A 20,594-nucleotide genomic window follows, 5' to 3' on the forward strand; every position below is an offset into this window, starting at 1 on the left:
GGCAAGGGCCCAGCTCTTGCCGGCTTTTCCATGTCCGGCCGCGGATGACCGGCGCCGCCGATTGGGATAGAATACGGGTGCTTTCGGATCATCATGAGACTCCACGAAGACCAGGCCAAATCGATCCTGTCGGCCCGCGGCATCGCCGTGCCGCGGGGCTTCACGGCGTCCTCCGCGGAGGAGGCTGCATCTGTCGCGGCCCAAATCGGCGGCCCCGTCGTCGTCAAGGCCCTGATTTTATCGGGAGGCCGCGGAAAAGCGGGCGGCGTGCGCACCGCCCAAACGCCCGATGAGGCCGGCCGCATCGCCGCCGGCTTGCTGTCGGGCCGTCTTGTGACATCCCAGACCGGTCCCTCGGGAGCCGTCGTCAGACGCGTCCTGATCGAAGAATCAATTCCCGTCGTCAGAGAAACCTATCTGGCGATGGCCGTCGATCGAGGGCTGGGCCGCGTCGTCGTCCTCGCCTCCGGGCAAGGCGGGATGGAGCTCGAAGCCTTGGCCGCGGCTTCGCCGCAGGCCGTCATCCGGGAAACCGTTCCGATCCCCACCGGTCCCTCTTCCGTCCAAGCTGAAGCCATTGCCGCAGCCTGCGGACTGGCCGGCCCGGATGCCGAGGGCTTTACCCGGGCCCTGCTCGCCCTCTGGCGGGCTTTCCGCGACTCCGACGCCGGCCTGATCGAAATCAATCCCCTGGGACTGGCGCTGGGAGGGGGCTGGCTTGCCTTGGACGCCAAGATGATCTTGGACGACAGCGCCCTGTCCCGCCATCCCGAACTGGCCCGTTTACGCGATTCCGCCGACGACGACCCGCGCGAAGCTGAGGCGGCCGCCGTCGGCTTAAGCTACGTCCGGCTGGACGGCGACATCGGCTGTCTGGTCAACGGAGCCGGGCTGGCCATGGCTACCGCCGACATCATTGAGATGGCCGGCGGGCACCCGGCCGACTTCCTCGACATCGGCGGCGGCGTCGGCGAGGACGCTTTGCGCGAAGGCTACCGGATCGTCGCTTCCGACCCGGCGGTTCGGGCGATCTTGATCAACGTCTTCGGCGGCATCGTCCGCTGCGATCTGGTGGCCAGTGGCGTCGTTCGCGCCTGCCGCGATTTCAGCCTCGACGCTCCCCTGGTCGTCCGGATGCTCGGAACCAACGACGAAGATGGCCGCCGGATCCTGGCCGAATCGGGATTGGCCTTCCAAACGGCCGAAACCATGGACGAGGCGGCCGCCAAATCGGTTGCCGCCGCCGCAGGAGCCCGGTCGTGAGCATCCTGGCCGGATCGGCAACCCGCGTCCTTGTGCAAGGCTTCACCGGCCGGGAGGGGACGTTTCACGCCCAGCGGATGATCGAATACGGAACGCGGGTCGTCGGCGGCACCTCGCCCGGCAAGGGCGGGAGCAGGCATCTCGGACTTCCCGTTTTCGACACCATGGCCGAGGCGCTGACGGCGACCGGCGCTACCGCTTCGGTCGTCTTTGTCCCCCCTCTACGGGCGGCCGGGGCCGTCCGGGAGGCGGCTGAGGCGGGCATCGGCTTGGTCGTCTGCATCACCGAGGGCATTCCGGTCCTGGACGTGATCGAAGTCAAAGCTTGGCTGGCCGCGAAAGGAACGCTTCTCATCGGACCCAACACGCCCGGGATCATTGTTCCGGGCGAGACCAAGATCGGGATCATGCCCGGATCGATCCATCGGCCGGGAACGGTGGGCCTCGTCTCCCGCTCGGGGACGCTGACTTACGAGGCCGTCCATCAATTGACCGCGGCCGGCCTCGGCCAGTCGACGGCCATGGGCATCGGAGGCGATCCCGTCATCGGCTTGGACTTCATCGATTGCCTGGCGGCTTTCCGTGACGATCCCCGAACGGAAGCCGTCGTCCTGATCGGAGAAATCGGCGGCTCGGCCGAAGAGGACGCCGCCGACTATCTCCGCTCCGGATACCCCAAGCCCGTTTTCGCCTATGTCGCCGGCCGGACTGCGCCTCCGGGCAAGCGCATGGGCCACGCCGGGGCCATCATCGAGGCCGCGGGAGTGACCAGGCTTCCGGGGCCCCGCCAAACGAACTCAGCAGGGAACGGGATCGCCGCCGCCAAGATCGCGGCTCTGCGCGAAGCAGGCGCCATGGTCATCGACAGCCCGGCCGCGATTGGGGAAACCGTCCGGAGGAGGCTCCGTTGCTGAAAGTCGATCTGCACACCCATTCGGGCGACGATCCCCAGGACCGCATCCGGTATTCCAGCCGGGATCTCATCGATCGGGCGGCAGGGCTCGGCTTCGACGCACTGGCCATCACCAACCACAACGCCTTGGCTCACACGCCCGCGCTGGCCGCCTACGCCGCCGCGCGCGGCCTCTTGCTTCTACCGGGAGTGGAAATCACGGTCGGAGGCTGCCATGTGCTGGTCATCAACCCCGAGTTCGCCGCCTCGCCTTCCGTCAAATACACGCTCGCCGACATCCCGAGCCTTAAAACCCCAGGCAGCCTTTTCATCGCTCCGCATCCGTATTTCGTCTTCTTCCAGTCCCTGGGAAAGAGGATCGAAGCCGTGCTCCCCTATTTAGACGCCATCGAATTCGCGTCCTATTATAATCGAGTGATCGACTTTAACCGGCCGGCCGTGCGCTTGGCCGCCCGAACGGGGAAGCCTCTCATCGGCACTTCCGACTGCCATACCGTCCGACAGCTCGGCCGCACCTATTCCCTGATCGAGGCAGAAAAGACGCCGGAATCCATCCTGGCGGCCGTCAAAACCGGCCGGGTCGAGGTCCGGAGCGTGCCGATCTCGCTGGCGATGATGGCCTCGATCGTCTTGGGCCAATTTTCGATCCGCAAGCTGGCCCGGTTGTTCGAGCGCTGATCGCGGCCCCGCCTACCGCTTCTAGCGGGAAAGGGGCCAGGCCGCCGCGGCCCCGCCAACCGCTCCTAGCGGGGAGCGGGGTTGCCTTTGCTCAGCGGCCCGGAGTATAAATCCTTTTAGCCACCGCAGGAGATACCTCATGATGAAAAAGCTGTCGCTTGTAGCCGCCCTGACTTTGGCCCTCTCATTCGCGGGGCACCCCGCCTTTGCCCAGCAAACCCAGCCCGCGGCCAAGCCGGCCATGCCGGAGATGGCCGCGATGACCGTGCAACAGATCGCCCCGGCTCTCTATCTGGTCAAGGGCGGCAGCGGCGCCAATACCGCATTCTATGTCGCCAATAAATTCGTCATGGCCATCGACGCCAAGATGTCCGCCGACGCCGCCCGTCAGATGATCGCCGCCATCGCCAAGACGACCCCCAACCCCATCCAAACCCTGATCCTCACCCACAGCGACCAGGATCACGTCAACGGCCTGAACGGCTTCCCGGCCGGGCTGACGATCCTGTCCAGCGAAGGCACGAAGCGGGAGATGGAAGAGGCCTTCAGGGACGAGAAGATGGCCGCGCTTCGCGCTTACCTGCCCACCCAAACCTATAAAAGCTCATACGACCTGAACGGGGATCTTCCCGGCGGCAAGAAATTCAAGATCTCGCTATTCCACTTCGGCCCGGCCCACACGAGCGGAGATACGATCATCCTCTTCCGCGATGAGAAAGTCGCCTTTGTCGGCGATCTGGCTTTCACCGGCCGCGACCCCCTGATTCACCGCCAGAAGGGCGGGACCTCGATCGGCTATATCGCCACTCTGAAAAAGATGATCGACCTGCCCGCCGACTCGTATCTCTCCGGCCACGCCGATCCTCTGACCAAGGACGACCTGCGGGCCCTGCTGAAGAGCATGGAAGAGAAGCTGACCAAGGTCAAAGAGCTCGTCGGACAGGGCAAGACGCTGGACGAGGTCAAGACGGCGATGGGCGTCCAGACCCAGGCCGGGAGCCGCTGGCCCAGCCTGGTCGAGGTCATGTACCTCGATCTGACCGAGAAGCGTTGACCGCTTACTTCTTCTCGGGGACCGGAGGCATCGCCGGCGGCGGTGTCTCCTTGAGCGTCAGGACGACATCTTTCTCGACGCCGGCCCGCAGCAGATGGAACTTGATTTCCGCGTCCCAGCCGAACGTCGCCAGATAGATCCGTAGCTCGTTGGCCTCGTTGAAGGATTTGCCATCGACGAAGAGGACGACATCGCCTCTCTCGAAGCCCTGCCCGACGGCCGCGCCGTCGATGGGCTTGGACTCGATGACCAGGTTGTCCATCCCCTTGACCTTCTTGAAGCCCAGCCCGATCGAGGGATAGACCGCCCGGGCCTCGTCGGGGATGCCGACGATGTAATCGGCCAGGGTCCTCGCCACCTTGATCGACGCCTGCCCCTTGGGCACCGGCACGGCCACGACGGTCTTGAACGGCAGGCCGCTGCGCTCATGCGCCCGCGCGTTCAGGCCCAGATTGTAAATGAGGTGTCCCGACCCGACCAGGACGACGACCTTGCGGCCCTCGACCTGATGGGCCTTCACGGCATTGGCCCCCATGACCTCGTTCCAGGCCGATTGGCCGCGCAGCAGGCCCTCGAACATGGCATTGGAGCCCGTGCCCCGCATAGCCGCCGGCATGCCCTCGTTGGAGAAGACCTGCTTCATCAGCTCCCGATGCTCGACGCTGCTCAGATCGGGCTTGGGGGCCAGGGCCTTCTCCGCCTCGGACAACGCATCCCAACCCTGCATCCGGATCTTGCTGATGATTTCGCGCGGCGCGTTCAAGGCGTAGAGGGGAATCGCTCCGGCCTTGATGATATCGAAGATGGGCTTGTAGAAAGCGTAGTTCTGATTCCAGGTCGTGTACCACAGGCCTTCCCGGATGAACTGAGCCTCGGTCAGGATGCCCAGGCTCCACTTGGTCAGGACTTCCTGCTGGGTCTCGGGATACATCTCCAGGCCCACCGCCAGGCGCCGGTCCTGCTCCAGGAGGGCGGCGATGATCCGAGCCTGCAGCTCGTGAATGGCCATCGAGTTGTGGGTCTCGCCGATATGGACGAACGGGACGGGCTTCATCTCCTTGATCATCTGTTCGAAGGAGATCGGCTTCCCCGATTCCATGGCCAGGATCTGCCCCACCGCCACGTCGACGGTCTTGTCCTTGAAGCGCGGATCGCCGAGCTTGAGCGTCAGCGTCTTATCGGGCCCTTCCTGGGCGGCCAGCCCTGCGGCCAGCGCACCAGAGGCCAGAAGAATAATCGGAATCAATCGGAGAGATTTCTTCATGATGCGGCTCCTCGTACGAGTTGACGAAAAAAGTCGTGAATAACCGACACGGCGCCGGAGCAGGCAGGACCCGTCTCTTTCTATTCTTCTTCCTGCCGGACCCGGCCTTCCTTGACCGCCTCGGCGATGATCTTCTGCTGGAGGTGGGACGGGACCTCATCCAGATGGCTGAAAACCATCAGGAAAGAGCCGCGGCCGCCGGTGATCGAGGTTAGAGTCGGCTCGAAGTCGAGCATCTCCGACATGGGCACGACGGCCTTCAGGATGCGCATGGTACCCTTCTGCTCCATGCCGCTGACCTTGCCCCGTCGGCCGTTGAGGTTGCCCATGATGTCGCCCATGTACTGCTCGGGCGTGTAGACCTCGACGTTCATGACCGGCTCCAGGATGGTCGGCTTGGCCTGCTGCATGGCCAGCTTGAAGGCCTTATGGGCGGCGATCTTGAAAGCGATGTCCGAGGAATCGACGTCGTGGTAGGACCCGTCGTAAAGGATGATCTTTAAGTCGACCACCGGATAACCGGCCAGCACGCCCTTCTTGCGGGCTTCGAGCATCCCCTTCTCGACCGAGGGGATGAAGTTGCGCGGGATGGCCCCGCCGAAGATCTTATCGTCGAACTCAAAGTCCTTACCGCGCGCCAGGGGCTCCATCTTGATCCAGATATCGCCGAACTGGCCGCGGCCGCCGGTCTGTTTCTTGTGCCGGCCCTGGACGTCGGCCCGCCCCTTGATCGTCTCTTTGTAGGAGATCTTCGGGGGCTTGAGCTCGACGTCGACGTTATACCGCTTCTTTAGCTTTTCGGTGATGATGCGGACGTGCAGCTCCCCTCCGCCGGAGATCAGAAGCTGGGCCGAATCCGGATCGCGCTCGAAGCCGACCGTGGGATCCTCTTCCATGATCCGATGCGAGGCCTGACTGATCTTGTCTTCGTCGGCCCGCGTCTTGGGCTCGATGGCGAAGGAGATCGAGGGCGCGGGGAACTTGATGGCCGGGATGGCGATCCCGCAGCCCTTGCCGGACAGGGTTTCGCCGGTGGCCGTAGCTTTTAGCTTGGCCGTGGCCACGATGTCGCCGGCATGCGCCTGGCCGGCCGGAATCTGTTCCTTGCCCTGGAGGAAGAACAGGCCGCCCAGCTTCTCGTCCATCTCTTTGGCCGTATTGGCCAGGAGGGCGTCGGGGTTCGCCCGGCCGGAGAAGACCCGCATCACGCTGATGCGGCCGGTATAGGGATCGGATAAGGTCTTGAAGATCAGCGCGGCGAACGGGCCGTCGGAGGAAGGGGCGATCTTGTCGTCCTTGCCCGCGACGACCGCGGCCACCGGGCCGCGCTCGACCGGGGTCGGCATCAGGCCGAGAATCCCGTCGAGAAGGGTCTGAACGCCGATGTTCTGGCCGCCCGAAACGGCGAAGACCGGGTAGATTTGGCGGGCCAGAATAGCCTTTTTCAAACCCCTGGCGATGTCATCGGCCGGGAGCTCGCCGGCCTCCAGGTATTTCTCCATCAGTTTCTCATCGCACTCCGCGATCATCTCGACCAGCTCGCGGAAGCGGTGCTCGGCGTCCTCTTTGATTTCAGCCGGGATGGGTCCTTCGGTGAACTTGCCGCTCTCGTCCTTCTCATACAGATAGGCCTTTTGAGAGACCAGGTCGACCACGCCCCGGAAGTTCTTCTCTTCGCCGATCGGGATCTGGACGGGAACGGCCTGGCGGCCGAAAAACTGCTGCACGGATTCGATCGTCCGGCTGAAATTGGCGTTCTCGCGGTCCATCTTGCTGATGACGACGAGCCGGGGCAGGCTGAACTCCTCCAGCATCTCCCAGACCTTCTCGGTCCCCACTTCGACCCCGGCCACGGCGTCCACCAGGACGGCGGCGCCGTCGACGGCCCGCAGCCCGGCCGACGTATCCCACAGAAAATTGCTGTAGCCGGGCGTGTCGATGATGTTGATTTTATTATCGTTCCACTCGACAAAACAGGCCGCCGAGCTGATCGAGATCTTGCGCTCGATCTCCTCGGGCTCGAAATCGGTGATCGTGTTGCCCTTGTCCACCTTGGTCAGGCGGTTGGAGACGCCGGCATCGAAGAGGACGGCGGCGGCCAGCGTCGTTTTACCGGACGAGCCGTGTCCGACCAGGGCGATGTTCCTGATTTTTTCGACGGGGTAATCTTTCATGCGGGAAGCCTCCAGGCGATTGTGTGGCGAAGATCTCTTGAGGTCATCATTTCACGCAAAAGTGAACGCCATCATACACCAAAGAGGGGGACGGCCTCAAGCGGGGCCGATCCGGCCCGCCCCGTCAGCGGCGGCGCTTCTTCGGCAGGGGGCGGGGCGGCTCCGCGCCGCGATGAAGGGCTTTGAGGACCAGGGCCAATTCGCGCGCCAAGGGAGCCTGGAACTCCATCCAGGCTTCGGTCGTCGGGTGCCGGAACCCGAGAACCCGGGCCTGGAGAAAAAGCCGCGGGAAGCTGGGCCGGCCTTTCTGGCCCCCATAGCGGCGGTCACCGACGACCGGATGACCGGCCGTGGACAAATGGACCCGAATCTGATGGGTGCGGCCGGTCCGAGGGTGGACTTCGAGCAGGGCAAAGGGGCCGAAGTTCCGGATCACCCGGTATTCGGTGATGGCCACGCGGGGCCGGCGGGTTTTGATCGAATAGATATGGCCGTCGGTGACATGGCGGCCGATCGGCCAATCCAGAGTGCCGGAGTTGCGATGCATGGGTCCCCAGACCAGGGCCCAATAGATCTTCTTGACCTCCCGCTCCTTGAACTGGCGCTTGAGCTCAACCATGGCACGCTCCGAACGGGCCACGACCATGACGCCCGAGGTGTCGCCGTCCAGGCGGTGAACGATCCCCCAACGGTCCTCCTCCCCCAACCCCTCGATCTCGGGAAAATGATGAAGCAGAGCATTGACCAAGGTCCCATCCCGATTGCCGGCGCCGGGGTGGACGACCAGGCCGCTGGGCTTGTCGATCACGACGATGTCGGCGTCGGCGTAGATGAGATCGAGCGGAATCGGCTCGGCCTTGGCCGGCGCGGGCACGGGAATCTCGACGTCGATTTCGACGCGGTCCCCCGCCCGCAGCTTGATGCCGGACTTGCGAGCCTCGCCGTTGACCCAGACCTGGCCCTTATCGACGAAGTGCTGGAACTGGGACCGGGTAAAATCCGGGACTTGGCGGGCCAGAAAGACGTCCAGGCGCACGCCTTCGCCGGCATCGGGCCGGACGAGGAACGAGGTTTTCGGCACGGCTTAGACGCGGGCCCGCTTGGCAAAGATCCGGAGCATCAGCAGGGACGCGGCCAGCCCCAGCAGGCAGAAAAGCTGGGGGTAGGAGACGCTCAACAGGGGCGAGGGGCCGCGCAGGAGGAAGGCCCGGTCCGGGTGGTCGCCCCGGAAGAACTCGGTGATGTAGCGAATGATGGAATAGTTCAGGACATAGAGGGAGAAGACCTGCCCCTCGAACTTCTTCTTCCGCAGGACAAGGAACAGGATCAGCGCGTTGAGGAAGTTGAGGGCCGACTCGTAGAGCTGAACCGGGTGAAGCGGCGTTCCCAACGGGATGCCGGTCAGGTTATGGGCATATTCGGAATGGAACGTCGCCTTCCAGGGCAGGGCGCACTCCGTGCCGTAGCAGCAGCCGGCTAGGAAACAGCCGATGCGGCCGAAGCCGTGGCCCAGGGCCAGGGCCGGGACGGCCAGGTCGGCGATCTTCCAGGTCGGCATCTTGTGCCGGCGGAAGTACCACAGGGCGAACAGGATCCCGAAGGCCAGCCCACCCTGGAAGACGCCGCCGGTGCGGGCGACCCAGATGAGCTCCTTGGGGTTCTTGAAGTAGTAGCCGATGTTGCCCAGGAGCAGGATCAGCTTGGCCCCGACGAGGGCCACGATCATGATGTAGAAAGCGGCGTCGAGGAGGCGGGGGGCGTCCATCCCCTGCTTTTTCGCCTGACGATAGATGAACCACAGGGCGAGGGCTACGCCCAAGGCCATCATGAAGCCGTAGGAATGGATGGTCAGCGGACCGAGCTTGATCAGAATGGGTTTCACGCGGGTTGTCTCCTCACAAAAAAGACGAAGATGAGCAGGACGGCGCCGATGGTGATGCAGCTGTCGGCGACGTTAAAAGTGGGCCAGTAGAAGCTCTTGACGTGCATTTCCAGGAAATCGACGACGTAGCCGTGGGCCACCCGGTCGACCAGGTTGCCCAGGGCCCCGGCGATGATGAAGGCGAAGGAGGCCCGGACTAGCTTCTGGGAAGCGGGTGTCCGAAGGAAATAGACCGCGACCAGGATCATGGCGGCAAAGGCCAGAAGGCCGAGCCCCAGCGGGACGAGGCGGCTGCCGGAAGCGTTGAAGACGCCCAGGATGGCCCCCTTGTTGCGGAGATGGGTCAGGTTGAAGAACCCGCGGACGACAGGGATCGTCTCGTGCAGGCCGATCTTCGCTTCGATCAGGGCCTTGGAGGCCTGATCCAGCCCGACCAGCGCAGCCATCAAAGCCAAGTATGGCCAATTCTTCTTCATCGCGCCCTCCCCGAGACGACGTCGTCGCAGCGGCGGCAGAACTCCGGATGGTCCGGACTGGTGCCGACGTATTCGGAATAGGTCCAGCAGCGAAGGCATTTGCCGCCCGGCACGGGGCTGACGGCGGCTTCCAGGGCGTCGCCCGCAGCCGGCTCGACAGCCACGTCGGAGACGATGAACAGCGAAGCGAGCTGGTCGCGATACCGCTCGATCAGGCCGGCCTGCGCCGGCTGCACCCCCAGGCGGACCCGGGCCTCCAACGATGTGCCGATCTCTTTCCGCTCGCGGGCGTTTTCAAGGACCTTGAGGACCGTCTCCCGGACCGTGAGCAGTTCTTCCCACTCCGCAGCCTCGACGTCGTCCATCCATTCCTCTTTCAGGTCGGGGAAAAGCGCCAAATGGACCGATTCCTCACGGCCTACCCGGGGCGGGAGAACGTCCCAGGCTTCCTCGGCCGTGAACGGAAGGATGGGGGCCATCAGGGTCAGGGAGTCCCGCAGGATGCGGTAGAGGGCCGTCTGGGCCGAACGGCGCAGCCGCGAGGACTTGGCCGAGCAGTATAAACGGTCTTTAAGGACGTCCAGATAGAAGGCGCTCAAGTCGACGGTGAAGAACTGGGCCAGGGCGTGATAGACGACGTGGAATTCGTAGTCGGCATAGCCCTTGCGCATGCGCCGGCCGACCTCGGTAAAGCGGCGCAAAGCCCAGCGGTCCAGCGGTTCCATCTCCGCGGCCGGAACCGCATCCGTGTCGGGCGAAAAGTCGGAAAGGTTGCCCAGGAGGAAGCGCCAGGTGTTGCGGATCTTCCGGTAAGCCTCGACGATGCGGGCCTCGATCTCCACCCCGTAGGGGGCGTCTTCCTTGTAATTGAGCATGGCCACCCACAGGCGCAGGATTTCGGCTCCGCCGCGGGCGATGATTTCCTTAGGCTCAATAACGTTGCCGGCCGATTTGGACATGGCCCGGCCCTTGGCGTCGAGGACGAAGCCGCAGGTGATGCAGGCGCGATAGGGCGAGCTGCCCTTGGCCCCGACCCCGATAACCATGGAGCTGTTGAACCAGCCCCTGTGCTGGTCGTGGCCTTCAATGTAGACGTCGGCCGGCCAAGGCAGATCGGGGCGCTTACCCAGCACGTTTTGGCTGGCCCCCGACTCGAACCAGACGTCGAGGATGTTGCTTTCTTTTTCAAGGTCGGACGAGCCGCACTGCGGGCAGACCGTCCCCGGCGGCAGCAGCTCGGCCGCGGTCTTCTCGAACCAGACGTTCGAACCGCCGGCCTGGAAGAGGTCGGCCACTCGCAGGGCGATCGCCTCGTCAGCCAGGACATGCCCGCATTGGCGGCAGTCGAAGGCGGGAATAGGGACACCCCAGGACCTCTGACGGGAGATGCACCAATCCGGCCGGCCGGCCATCATGGAGGCCATGCGCTCTTCGCCCCAAGCCGGCACCCAGCGGACACGCTTGATCGCCTCCAGGGCCTTCGTTCGCAGCCCGGCCGCGTCCATCGAGATGAACCATTGGGCCGTGGCCCGGAAGATGACCGGGCTCTTGCACCGCCAGCAATGGGGGTAGGAGTGGGAGATCTCGTTCTCGTGCAGGAGCGAGCCGTCCTTTTTCATGTCTTCGTTGATGATCCGGTTGGCCTTGAAGACGTTGAGGCCGGCGTATTTCTCCACTTCGGGCAGGAAGCGGCCCTCGTCGTCGAGCGGAGCGTAAGGGTCCAGGCCGTAGGCGACCCCGGTCAGGAAGTCGTCGTGGCCATGGCCGGGCGCGGTGTGGACGGCGCCTGTTCCGTCCTCCAGGCTGACGTACTCGGCCAGGACGAACAGCGAGTCCCGATCGATGAAGGGATGTCGGGCCTTGCGCTTCTCCAGCACGCGGCCGGGGAAGACGGCCAGGACCCGGGGGTCTTTTAAGCCGCAGATCTCGGCCACCATGGGCATCAGCCGGTGGGCTGTGATGTAGACATCGCCGCCGGACTCCCAGGCCGCGTAGTCATGCTCGGGATGGAAAGCGATGGCCAGGTTGGCCGGCAGGGTCCAGGGGGTCGTCGTCCAGATGATGACCGATATCTTGCGCCCGGCCAGGGCGGGCGAGATGTCGGACAGGTCTGAAACGACCGGGAACTTGACATAGATCGAGGGCGAGGTCTTGTCCTTGTAGACGATCTCGGCCTCGGCCAAGGCCGTCTTGCAGACCGGGCACCAGTGGACGGCCCGCTTGCCTTTGAAGACGTTGCCAGAGGCGAAGAAGGCGGCCAGATGCCGGATGACCTCGGCTTCGAAAGCCGGGTCCATGGTCATGTAGGGCTTGTCCCATTCGCCGAGGATGCCCAAGCGCTTGAAGGACGATCGCTGGATGTCCAGGTATTTCAGGGCGTAGGCCCGACATTCCTCGCGGATCTGGATGAGCGAGAGCTCCTTCTTCTTGTCCCCCAGCAGCTTGTCGACGTGAATCTCGATCGGCAGGCCGTGGCAGTCCCAACCAGGGAGGTAGGGCGCCCGGAAGCCCTGCATGGTCTTGGACTTGATGATGAAGTCCTTGAGGATCTTATTCATGGCCGTACCCAAGTGGATGTTGCCGTTGGCATAGGGCGGCCCGTCGTGCAGGACGAAGGAGGGGGACGCGGCCCGGGCGGCCTGAATTTTGTCATACAGGCCGATCTGTTCCCAACGCTGGAGGAGCTCAGGCTCCTTCAGGGACAGCTTGGCTTTCATCGCGAAGGGCGTCTGGGGCAGGTTAAGCGTGCTTTTCACATCCGGTCCGTCGGCCATGGGGTTCTCTCCGCCTGAAAATTAACGGCTTATTATAGAACATCCGGCTCCCAGAGACCATAATGCGGTCAAAGGAACCTCTATAGACAAACATGCGGAGTTCCGTAAGATACTTAATTCCGAAGGCGCCGAACACTTTTAATTTTATTGATATCACCTCCCCAGCCCCTCCTTCCAAGGAGGGAACCGGTAAGCGCCTTCGGCTGCATGTGCCGAGACGAACTGTGGGAAAAGGCGTTAAAGACCCGAAGCCGCCGGGACGGTACTCCGAACCGCGTTTCCCGAGGTCGGGAGATCAGTCGACCCGGTAGTGGGCCCCGGCGCTGACGGGGTTGGCCAGGGCGGCATGGACGATGAGGAGGGCCGTCTCGATGCCGTGCCGGAGCCCGACCAGGGAGGCGTCCATGACCGCCTCGCGGTAGAACCGTTCGATCCGGTGGCGCAGATACTCCAGATCCGCCTTGGCCCGCTCCAGCCGCTTGCCCCGGCGCAGGACGCCGGCGTAGTTCCACATGGTCGAGCGGATGGTCAGCCAGTCCTGGTTGATCAGAGCCGGGTCGATGGCTTCCTCGCGGGTCGGATAATACCACTCGTGGATTTCGGAATCCGGGATGAGCTCGGCCGGGGCGAAGCGGGCGACGATATCCCTGGCCGCCCGCGTCCCCCAGACCAGACCCTCCAGGAGCGAGGTTGAGGCCAGCCGGTTGGCACCGTGGACACCCGTGCAGGAGACTTCGCCGACCGCATAGAGCCCCTTGAGCGACGTCCTCCCCTGCCCGTCGACCAGGACGCCGCCGCAGCAGTAGTGGGCCGCCGGGACGACCGGGATGGGGTCGCGGGCGATGTCGATGCCGTAGCGGGCGCAGGTCTTGGCGATGTTGGGGAACCGCTTGACGATATCGATGGTCGCGTAGGAGGCCAGGTCTAAAAGGACATGGCTGGTGTTGGCGTTGATCATCTCCTCGTAAATGGCCCGGGCCACTTCGTCACGCGGGGCCAGGTCAGCCCGGTCGCTGTATTTCTCCATGAACGTCCGGCCGTCCAGGGTCTTGAGCCGGGCCCCTTCGCCGCGCACCGTCTCCGAAATCAGGAATCCTGGCGCGTCGCGGTGATAGAGGATCGTCGGATGGAACTGGACGTACTCCATGTTCACGATGCGGACCGCGGCCCGGTAAGCCATGGCGAAGCCGGCTCCGTTGGCACCGGGAGGGTTCGAAGTGTTCAGGAAGACGGACCCGCAGCCGCCCGTAGCCAGGACGGTCGTCTGGGCCAGGATCGTCCGGACGCGCCGCGAAGCGTTCTCAAGGACATAGGCTCCCAGGCAGCGCGGCTCCCGGTAGTACGCGACGGGATCCTTCGAATGATGCGGCACCGTCAGCAGGTCGACCGCGGTCTGGCCGGTCAGGAGGCGGATGGTGGGAAAGCGGGCCAGGGCGGCTAGGAAATGCTCCTCGATCGTGCGGCCGGTCGTATCCTCGACGTGGAGGATGCGCCGTCGGGAATGGCTGGCCTCCTGGGCGTAGTCGAGAGCGCCGGACGCGTCGCGGTCGAACGGCACCGCCAGCTCGCCCCGCAGGACGCTGTCGACGAGAGCCCGGCCGTCCGCGACCAGGATGTCAACCGCGGCGGGATCGCTCAATCCGTCGCCGGTCCGGATAATGTCGTCGCGCAGGATGGCGGGTTCGTCGTCGGGACCCAAGGTGACGATCCCGCCTTGAGCGTAGTAGGTGTTCGATTCCTCGGCCGCGGATTCTTTGGCCAGGACGACCACGTTCAGGCCGGCCTTGGCCGCCTCGAAAGCGGCGCTGGCCCCGGCGATGCCGCAGCCGATGATCAGGACGTCGGTCCGAATCGTCTCAGCCGCGGCCATGATCGACCTTCTCGCGGAGCCTTCGCTCCAACCCATCCAATGGGACCCGGGGCTCGTCGCGGCCCAGCGGGCCGATCAGCTCCAGGCTGATGTCCGCCGCGGCAGCGGAATGGGTCAGACGGCCGATCGAGACGAAAGCGACGCCCAGAGCGGCGATCGCGGGCAGGCGCTTCAGGTCGACATTGCCCGAAACTTCGATCGGGACGCGGCCTGCGACCCAGGCTGTGATCTTGCGCATGGCCGCGATAGACACGTTGTCGAGCATGATCCGATCGGCCCCGGCCTCGACGGCCTCGCGGGCCTGGGCGAAGCTCGTCACCTCGACCTCGATCTTCATGCCGCGGCCGACCTTGCGGCGGGCCCGGGCGACGGCATCGGCGATGCCGGGGACGAGGAGAAGATGGTTGTCCTTGATCAGGACCATATCGGAGAGACCCATCCGGTGGTTGACGCCGCCGCCGGCGGCCACGGCTTGTTTCTCCAGGACGCGCAGCCCCGGGGTCGTCTTACGGGTGTCGAGGAGCCGGGTCTTCGTCCCGGCCAGGACGTCGGCATAACGGCGGGTTACGGTCGCGATGCCGGACAGGCGCTGCAGGAAATTGAGTGCCGTCCGCTCGGCTAGCAGGAGCCCGGCCGCCTTGCCCTCGACTTCGGCCAGGATATCGCCGGGACGAAACCGATCGCCGTCCTTGAGCAGGCGGTTGAACGAGACGCGCGGATCGACCCGGCGAAAGACCCGGGCGGCCACTTCCAGGCCGGCCAGAACGCCATCCTGCTTGGCCATCAAAACGGCCCTGGCCAGCAGGCCCGGGGGAAGAAGGCTCTGCGAAGTGATATCCCCCTTAGGGGCGTCCTCGCGCAAAGCGGCCGTAATAACCCGATCGGCCGCGTCGAGCCAAGCTGTTTTCTTCACCCCGGGATTATAAGGTCATCGCTTTGGATCGTCAAACCCGGATCCTCCCCGCACGATTCCCGTCCCGTTCAGCTTGGTCTTGTCCCTGCCGTCGGGATCGGTATATGATCGGGCTCCGAACGCTTCCAGAGGAGGCCGGTATGGCCCGCACCGGTAAGTTCGCCGCAATCGCCGCTCAATTGGATCAGCTGAACGAGTTCGACCGCGAGCCCGTCCATCCCGACAAGCTTCAATCGGCCTCGAAGTTTATGGGCCTGTTCGCCGGGGAGCACGTGGCGGCGACCGAGTTCGTCATCGGCGCCTTCTTCGTCCTGCACGGCGTCTCGTTCGGCGACCTGCTCCTGGGCCTGCTCATCGGCAATATTTTGGCCGTCCTGTCCTGGACGTTCGTCTGCGCCCCGATCGCCGTGCGCACCCGGCTGACGCTCTATTGGTACGTGCGCAAGATCGCCGGTCCCGGCCTGACCGTCGTCTATAATATCGCCAACGCCATCCTCTATTGCATCCTGGCCGGCGCCATGATCGCCGTCTCGGCCACGGCGATCGGCCTGGCCTTCGGCATCAAGAGCCCCAAGCTGACCGACGTCCTACCCAACAGCCTGGGCTGGGTCCTCCTAGCCATCGGCCTGGGGGCCGCCTTTACGGCCCTGGCCGTGCTGGGCTTCGAAAAGCTCAGCCGCTTCGCCCAGGGCGTATCGCCCTGGATCTTCCTCGTCTTCATCGCCGGCGCCCTGGCCTCCCTGCCCAAGCTGGGCGTCCACACGAACTTCGACAACCTCTGGGAGATCGCCCGAACCAAGATCTGGAACGGCATCCCGGTCGCCGGCCAGGAGCCGCTGGGCTTCTGGCACATCCTCTTCTTCGCCTGGTTCTGCAACTTGGCCATGCACATCGGGCTCTCCGACATGGCCGTATTCCGCTATGCCAAGCGCTGGACGTACGGGTTTTTCACGGCCTTCGGCGTATTCCCGGGGCACTATCTGGCCTGGATCTGCTCGGGCGTCATGGTGGCCGCCGTCGGCCGCGAGATGAACCCCGGGCTGATGGCCTTTGAGGCGGCCGGATTCGCCGGCGTCGGCGCGGTCGTCCTGGCCGGCTGGACCACGGCCAACCCGACACTCTACCGGGCCGGCCTGGCCCTGCAGACGATCACGCCCGGCTGGCCGCGCTGGAAAGTGACCGTCGCGGCAGGAACGATTACGACGATCCTGGCCTGCTTCCCGATCGTCTTCATGAAGCTGCTGGACTACGTGGCCATCTACGGACTGGTCCTGATGCCGATCGGAGCCATCGTCTTCACCGAGCATTGGATACTGCCGCTGCTCAAGCTGGAGCAATTTCGGGCCGAGCATCACGGCTGGATGATCAACTGGCGCGTCCTGGCCGTCTGGATCGGCACCCTGGTCGCGGTCTTCGCCCTGCCCATCCATCTATACTTCAAATGGCTGCCCGGATACGGCATCGCCGTCGTCTTGTATCTGTTGCTGCAAGCCTGGCCCGAACGAAAGGCCGCGGCAAGGAGGCCGGCATGAGCCGCCGTTGGTCGATCCCCCTGATGATCGTCAGCCTGGCCGTCGGGCTGGTCTTCCCGGTCCTCTACTTCCTCGGCCGGATGGACGCGGCCCGTTATAAAATCGATCTGCTGTTCGCCACCGCCGCATACTTCGTCTTCGCCGGCCTGTGGGCTTTTAAGAAAAAATAGGGACACATCCCGATTCCGGGATTCCAAGCGATTCGGGGTGCGCCGTTGGGGGCAACGGTGTCATGCTGCGTGAACGGTCCCTTCTGCAGCCATGATCATGGCAAGGGAACTACGCAGCAAGATCGGCCAACTATTCGACTTTTGAAAATTTAGACTCTCCCGTTTTTATACCTTTTGAATCATACCCGATTGACATAATTTCTTTAGGATTTAAAATTACGTACTCATGAATCCACAAAATAACTTCTGGATTAAAATTGTCAACCACATTTCCCCTAATGGTATTTTCTGTAATGAACTGACCTATCCATGTAACATACTTACCATTAGGGAAAACTAAAAAACCTTTTATTTTGCCATCTCTATCGTCAAAACCACTAAGCTCCATAAAAACTGGAGATTTTTCACCTTTAATTTCATTGGTTACAGTTATTATCACTGCTTTCCCAAATAACTTAGTTTCCAAAATTTGAACAGTGCCTTCGTCTATAGTGCTCTGCCATGTGCCGAGCAATTGTTTCATTAACTCCATTTGATTGAGTTTTGACTGTATGGTTTGTGCTGGTATTTCATTTGAAAAGAGTAAAAGGAATACAGCCATCATTGTAGTCGAACAAAATTTATTCATAACCCTCCCTCTTGTTGAAGCTTTGTTGGGCCTGTATAGCCGCATTTATGCACATTCAAGCGTAGTTTTTGGGAATGGATAGGAATTTGCTTTTTCCAGTACGCACCGAATTCCCGCTCCAGCCGAAGAATCTCCCCTTTTGACCACGCCGAAAATAACTGCCGGCCGCGCGGCGATGTCAATGACACCAAAAAAGGAAGCACCCCGAAAAAAATAATTCAACCCAGTTAATCCTTCAATCTCCATTTAACTCGAACGCGTAGCGGCCGGACCCGGCCTTGATCCGGACGAGGTTGTCCTTGTCGACTTCCTCGACCGAGCGGACGCCCGCCGCGGTTCCCGCCGCCTTCTTCCCGGCCCAGATCACGACCCCGCCCTCCTTGAGCACGACGTCCCGAAGCGTTCCCCGCGGTAGGACGATCTCGGCTTCGCTGCCGCACGGGATCTCGACTTCAATGGCGATCGATTTGGCCGATTTCGACCAGGACGAGGTCAGGCGTCCGCGGACCGTGCCGATCGAGCCGGAGGCGTGGGTCAGGTCGCGAACCATCTGGGGTGCAATCAGGATCTTTTCGAAACCCACCGTGTCGGGCGCCCGATTGAGGCCGGTAAGGGTCTTGTACAGCCAGGCGCCGACGCTGCCGAACATCGGATGGTTGTGGGAGTTCATTGACGGGCCTTCCCGCTTCTGCCAAAGCTCCCAGAGGGTAGTGGCTCCATTCTCGATCATATAGCCCCAGCTCGGATAGCTCGTCTGGGCGGCGATGTCATAGGCCAGGTCGGCGGCGCCGAACCGGTTCAGCACTTCCATGATGTACTTGGTCCCGATGATCCCTGTCGTCAGATGGCTGTCGTTCTTGTAAGCGATGTTGTCGAAGAGGTTGCCCCAAACAGCCCCGCGCTCGGCTTCCGGCGCGAGCTCGAGGAAAAGGGCCAGCGCGTTGGCCGTCTGGGTCCCATTGGCGTAGTTCTTCGACTTGGGGTCGAAATATTCGGCCTGGAAAGCTTCCTTGATCGAGGCCGCCAGCTCGCCGTAGGAGCGGGCCTCGGCGTCGCGCTTGAGGGCGGCGGCGATGTCGGCCAGGACGCGAACGTCGTAGTAATAATAGAATGAGGAGACGATCGCCCCCGGAGTCTTGTCCACCGCCACCCAGTCGCCGTAGTAGCTGTATTTGACGAGGCCGTTCTCGGCCTTACCGCGGAGGAACTCGACATAGGCCTTGAGCCCGTCGTAGTGCTCCTCCAGGATCCGCTTGTCCCCGTAGTACTGGTACATATACCAGGCGATCAGCGGATAGGCGGTGCCCCAGGCCGGATCGGCCGGCCGGCTGCCCCAGATGTGAGGTACGGTGTCGGTGATCCGGCCCTGTTCGTCCTGGACGTCGCGGATATCCCGCAGGAAATTGGTATAGAAGGCGGCCATGTCGAAGTTCATAATCGCCTCTTCGGCCGTCCCTTGGGCGTCACCCATCCAACCCATCCGTTCGTCCCGCTGGTCGCAGTCCGTGGGCACGCTGTGGAGGTTCGTCTTCTGGCCCCAGGTGATGATCCTCTGGAGGCTGTTGAGAATCGGCTTGGAACAGGAGAAGGAGCCCGTCTGTCCGACGCCCGAATGGACCACCCGGCCGCGCAAGGTCTCCGCTGTCGGCACGCCGGGGAAGCCGGTCATCTCCACGTAACGGAAGCCGTGATAGGTGAAACGAGGTTCGTAGGTCTCTTCCCCTTCGCCCTTGAGAGTATAAACGTCCTCGGCCCGGGCACTGCGCAGGTTCTCCTGGTTGATCAGGCCGTTGCCGTAGGTTAATTCGGCGAAGCGCAGGCGGACGGCCGCGCCGCACGGACCGGAGACCCGCAGCCGGGCCCAGCCGCTGAAGTTCTGGCCCATATCGAAGACATAGACGCCCGGTTTGGGGTTGGTCATCTTGAACGGGACGATCGTGTCCATGACCCGGATGGCGGGCATCATCTGGGCGGAGAGAACGCCTTTCGGGCCTTCGATCGCCGCAGCCGCTTTCCAGCCCTTGTCCGAAAAGCCGGGCTCGTCCCAGCCGGGGGTCTCGAGCCGCGCATCGTACGCCTCGCCGTTGTAGAGGCTGTCGGCCGTGATCGGCCCCGGCGCCGCCTTCCAGCTCGCGTCGCTGACCAGCGAAACGCGGCCGCCGTCGGCCGTTTCGACATCCAGGCGCAGAAGCAGTCCCCGGTTTTTATACCAGCCCTGCCCCAGCATAACTCCAACCGCGTTAGCGCCGGAGCGAAGCAGCGAAGTCAAATCGTAGGTGACATAGAGAACGCGCTTGTCATAGGTTGTCCAGCCAGGTTCCAGAACGCCGTCGCCGGCCTTTCGGCCGTTGACCCGGAGCTCGTGATAGCCAAGCCCTGCGACATAGGCGCGGGCCCGGACTACGGATGCGGCGAGAGTGAGTTCTTTGCGCAATAGCCCGCCGCCGCCGATCCAGGCGCCTTTCCAATCGGCCTTTTCAAAGAGCCCCGTGTCGAAACGGGCGACCTCGCTCCAGGGCCCGGCGGCCCCGGATGTGTCCCAGGATCGGATTTTCCAAAAGTAGGAGGTCGCGGACGCCAGAGGTTTCCCGCCATAGACGACGTGGACGAAAGCCGTCGAAGCGATCTTGCCGCTGTCCCAGATATCGCCTTTGGCGCACAAGGCATCCCGGCTGACGAGAATCTGGTAGGCGGATTGGCCCTCTCCCCTGACCGCCGGCCGGGGAGTCCAGTAAAATCGCGGCAAGCGCACATCGACGCCCAGCGGATCGGTCATGTACTCAAGCCGCAGCCCCGTCGGCGCCTGGGGCGCAGCTTCAGATCCCGCGGCACGGACCGCGGCGAAGGCTAGAAAGATGAGGCCAGCGATCGCCGCCGCCTTCAAGTGAGCAGGATTCGACATGGCTCCCTCCTGGACGGGATTGGATGAAAGGAACGGAACGATCCACATGAAGCTGGCGCCAGCATAACAAATCCCCTCGCGCGCTGACAAGCGGGCTTAGA

Annotated in this window: 16 protein-coding genes; 6 read left to right on the forward strand and 10 right to left on the reverse strand. The window is 63.2% G+C overall.

Translation table 11 applies throughout. The features are described 5' to 3' along the window. The first annotated feature begins 93 nt into the window (after window positions 1-93). The 4 genes from sucC to NTZ26_06275 all read left to right on the forward strand — a co-directional run bounded on the left by sucC (window position 94) and on the right by NTZ26_06275 (window position 3,908). The gene (gene sucC / locus NTZ26_06260) at window positions 94-1,263 is read left to right on the forward strand and encodes an ADP-forming succinate--CoA ligase subunit beta (protein MCX6560104.1); all 1,170 of its coding nucleotides are present in this window, start codon (window positions 94-96) and stop codon (window positions 1,261-1,263) included. Next, window positions 1,260-2,177, forward strand: a complete 918-nt coding sequence (gene sucD / locus NTZ26_06265; protein ID MCX6560105.1) for a succinate--CoA ligase subunit alpha — start codon at window positions 1,260-1,262, stop codon at window positions 2,175-2,177. Before sucC ends, sucD begins: the two co-directional genes overlap by 4 nt. Beyond that, window positions 2,171-2,854, forward strand: coding sequence for a PHP domain-containing protein (locus NTZ26_06270; GenBank protein ID MCX6560106.1), 684 nt, complete (start codon window positions 2,171-2,173; stop codon window positions 2,852-2,854). The genes sucD and NTZ26_06270 overlap by 7 nt, the downstream gene beginning before the upstream one ends. 139 nt (window positions 2,855-2,993) lie before the next feature. After that, window positions 2,994-3,908 carry an MBL fold metallo-hydrolase gene (locus NTZ26_06275; GenBank protein ID MCX6560107.1) on the forward strand — a complete coding sequence of 305 codons (915 nt, stop codon included), beginning with the start codon at window positions 2,994-2,996 and terminating at the stop codon, window positions 3,906-3,908. 4 nt (window positions 3,909-3,912) lie between these two features. Here the strand turns inward: NTZ26_06275 and NTZ26_06280 are convergent, their stop codons facing one another. The 8 genes from NTZ26_06280 to nadC all read right to left on the reverse strand — a co-directional run bounded on the left by NTZ26_06280 (window position 3,913) and on the right by nadC (window position 15,261). Then, a complete protein-coding gene (locus NTZ26_06280) occupies window positions 3,913-5,172 on the reverse strand; it encodes a ChaN family lipoprotein (protein ID MCX6560108.1) in 1,260 nt (419 codons plus the stop codon). Window positions 5,173-5,252: 80 nt separating this feature from the next. Next, window positions 5,253-7,346, reverse strand: a complete 2,094-nt coding sequence (gene fusA, locus NTZ26_06285; protein ID MCX6560109.1) for an elongation factor G — start codon at window positions 7,344-7,346, stop codon at window positions 5,253-5,255. A 124-nt stretch (window positions 7,347-7,470) separates the two neighbouring features. Next, on the reverse strand, window positions 7,471-8,427 hold the full coding sequence (locus NTZ26_06290) for an RluA family pseudouridine synthase (protein MCX6560110.1): 957 nt from the start codon (window positions 8,425-8,427) through the stop codon (window positions 7,471-7,473). A gap of 3 nt (window positions 8,428-8,430) precedes the next feature. Beyond that, the gene (gene lgt / locus NTZ26_06295; protein MCX6560111.1) at window positions 8,431-9,228 is read right to left on the reverse strand and encodes a prolipoprotein diacylglyceryl transferase; all 798 of its coding nucleotides are present in this window, start codon (window positions 9,226-9,228) and stop codon (window positions 8,431-8,433) included. After that, window positions 9,225-9,704 carry a signal peptidase II gene (gene lspA, locus NTZ26_06300; GenBank protein MCX6560112.1) on the reverse strand — a complete coding sequence of 160 codons (480 nt, stop codon included), beginning with the start codon at window positions 9,702-9,704 and terminating at the stop codon, window positions 9,225-9,227. Before lspA ends, lgt begins: the two co-directional genes overlap by 4 nt. Then, a complete protein-coding gene (gene ileS, locus NTZ26_06305; GenBank protein MCX6560113.1) occupies window positions 9,701-12,478 on the reverse strand; it encodes an isoleucine--tRNA ligase in 2,778 nt (925 codons plus the stop codon). Before ileS ends, lspA begins: the two co-directional genes overlap by 4 nt. 295 nt (window positions 12,479-12,773) lie before the next feature. Beyond that, the gene (gene nadB, locus NTZ26_06310) at window positions 12,774-14,348 is read right to left on the reverse strand and encodes an L-aspartate oxidase (protein MCX6560114.1); all 1,575 of its coding nucleotides are present in this window, start codon (window positions 14,346-14,348) and stop codon (window positions 12,774-12,776) included. Next, a complete protein-coding gene (gene nadC, locus NTZ26_06315; GenBank protein MCX6560115.1) occupies window positions 14,335-15,261 on the reverse strand; it encodes a carboxylating nicotinate-nucleotide diphosphorylase in 927 nt (308 codons plus the stop codon). The genes nadB and nadC overlap by 14 nt, the downstream gene beginning before the upstream one ends. Before the next feature lie 140 nt (window positions 15,262-15,401). Here nadC and NTZ26_06320 point away from each other — a divergent pair, with 140 nt between their 5' ends. Together NTZ26_06320 and NTZ26_06325 are read left to right on the forward strand one after the other, a co-directional pair. Continuing rightward, window positions 15,402-16,793: a hypothetical protein gene (locus NTZ26_06320; GenBank protein MCX6560116.1), complete on the forward strand. Its 1,392-nt coding sequence runs from the start codon at window positions 15,402-15,404 to the stop codon at window positions 16,791-16,793. Next, the gene (locus NTZ26_06325; protein MCX6560117.1) at window positions 16,790-16,963 is read left to right on the forward strand and encodes a hypothetical protein; all 174 of its coding nucleotides are present in this window, start codon (window positions 16,790-16,792) and stop codon (window positions 16,961-16,963) included. Before NTZ26_06320 ends, NTZ26_06325 begins: the two co-directional genes overlap by 4 nt. Before the next feature lie 130 nt (window positions 16,964-17,093). Here the strand turns inward: NTZ26_06325 and NTZ26_06330 are convergent, their stop codons facing one another. Both NTZ26_06330 and NTZ26_06335 read right to left on the reverse strand, forming a co-directional pair. Next, window positions 17,094-17,591 carry a hypothetical protein gene (locus NTZ26_06330; GenBank protein ID MCX6560118.1) on the reverse strand — a complete coding sequence of 166 codons (498 nt, stop codon included), beginning with the start codon at window positions 17,589-17,591 and terminating at the stop codon, window positions 17,094-17,096. A 235-nt stretch (window positions 17,592-17,826) separates the two neighbouring features. After that, window positions 17,827-20,493: a family 78 glycoside hydrolase catalytic domain gene (locus NTZ26_06335; GenBank protein MCX6560119.1), complete on the reverse strand. Its 2,667-nt coding sequence runs from the start codon at window positions 20,491-20,493 to the stop codon at window positions 17,827-17,829. Between the last annotated feature and the right edge of the window lie 101 nt (window positions 20,494-20,594).

This window comes from Candidatus Aminicenantes bacterium (assembly GCA_026393855.1).
Lineage (GTDB): Bacteria > Acidobacteriota > Aminicenantia > Aminicenantales > UBA4085 > UBA4085.

What these genes read in the sequence shown, in the direction of transcription:
- sucC (MCX6560104.1), top strand. Translation starts at nt 94, where the DNA reads ATGAGACTCCACGAAGACCAGGCCAAATCGATCCTGTCGGCCCGCGGC.
- NTZ26_06275 (MCX6560107.1), top strand. Translation starts at nt 2,994, where the DNA reads ATGATGAAAAAGCTGTCGCTTGTAGCCGCCCTGACTTTGGCCCTCTCA.
- NTZ26_06280 (MCX6560108.1), bottom strand. Translation starts at nt 5,172, where the DNA reads ATGAAGAAATCTCTCCGATTGATTCCGATTATTCTTCTGGCCTCTGGT.
- fusA (MCX6560109.1), bottom strand. Translation starts at nt 7,346, where the DNA reads ATGAAAGATTACCCCGTCGAAAAAATCAGGAACATCGCCCTGGTCGGA.
- lspA (MCX6560112.1), bottom strand. Translation starts at nt 9,704, where the DNA reads ATGAAGAAGAATTGGCCATACTTGGCTTTGATGGCTGCGCTGGTCGGG.
- ileS (MCX6560113.1), bottom strand. Translation starts at nt 12,478, where the DNA reads ATGGCCGACGGACCGGATGTGAAAAGCACGCTTAACCTGCCCCAGACG.
- nadB (MCX6560114.1), bottom strand. Translation starts at nt 14,348, where the DNA reads ATGGCCGCGGCTGAGACGATTCGGACCGACGTCCTGATCATCGGCTGC.
- NTZ26_06320 (MCX6560116.1), top strand. Translation starts at nt 15,402, where the DNA reads ATGGCCCGCACCGGTAAGTTCGCCGCAATCGCCGCTCAATTGGATCAG.
- NTZ26_06325 (MCX6560117.1), top strand. Translation starts at nt 16,790, where the DNA reads ATGAGCCGCCGTTGGTCGATCCCCCTGATGATCGTCAGCCTGGCCGTC.
- NTZ26_06330 (MCX6560118.1), bottom strand. Translation starts at nt 17,591, where the DNA reads ATGAATAAATTTTGTTCGACTACAATGATGGCTGTATTCCTTTTACTC.
- NTZ26_06335 (MCX6560119.1), bottom strand. Translation starts at nt 20,493, where the DNA reads ATGTCGAATCCTGCTCACTTGAAGGCGGCGGCGATCGCTGGCCTCATC.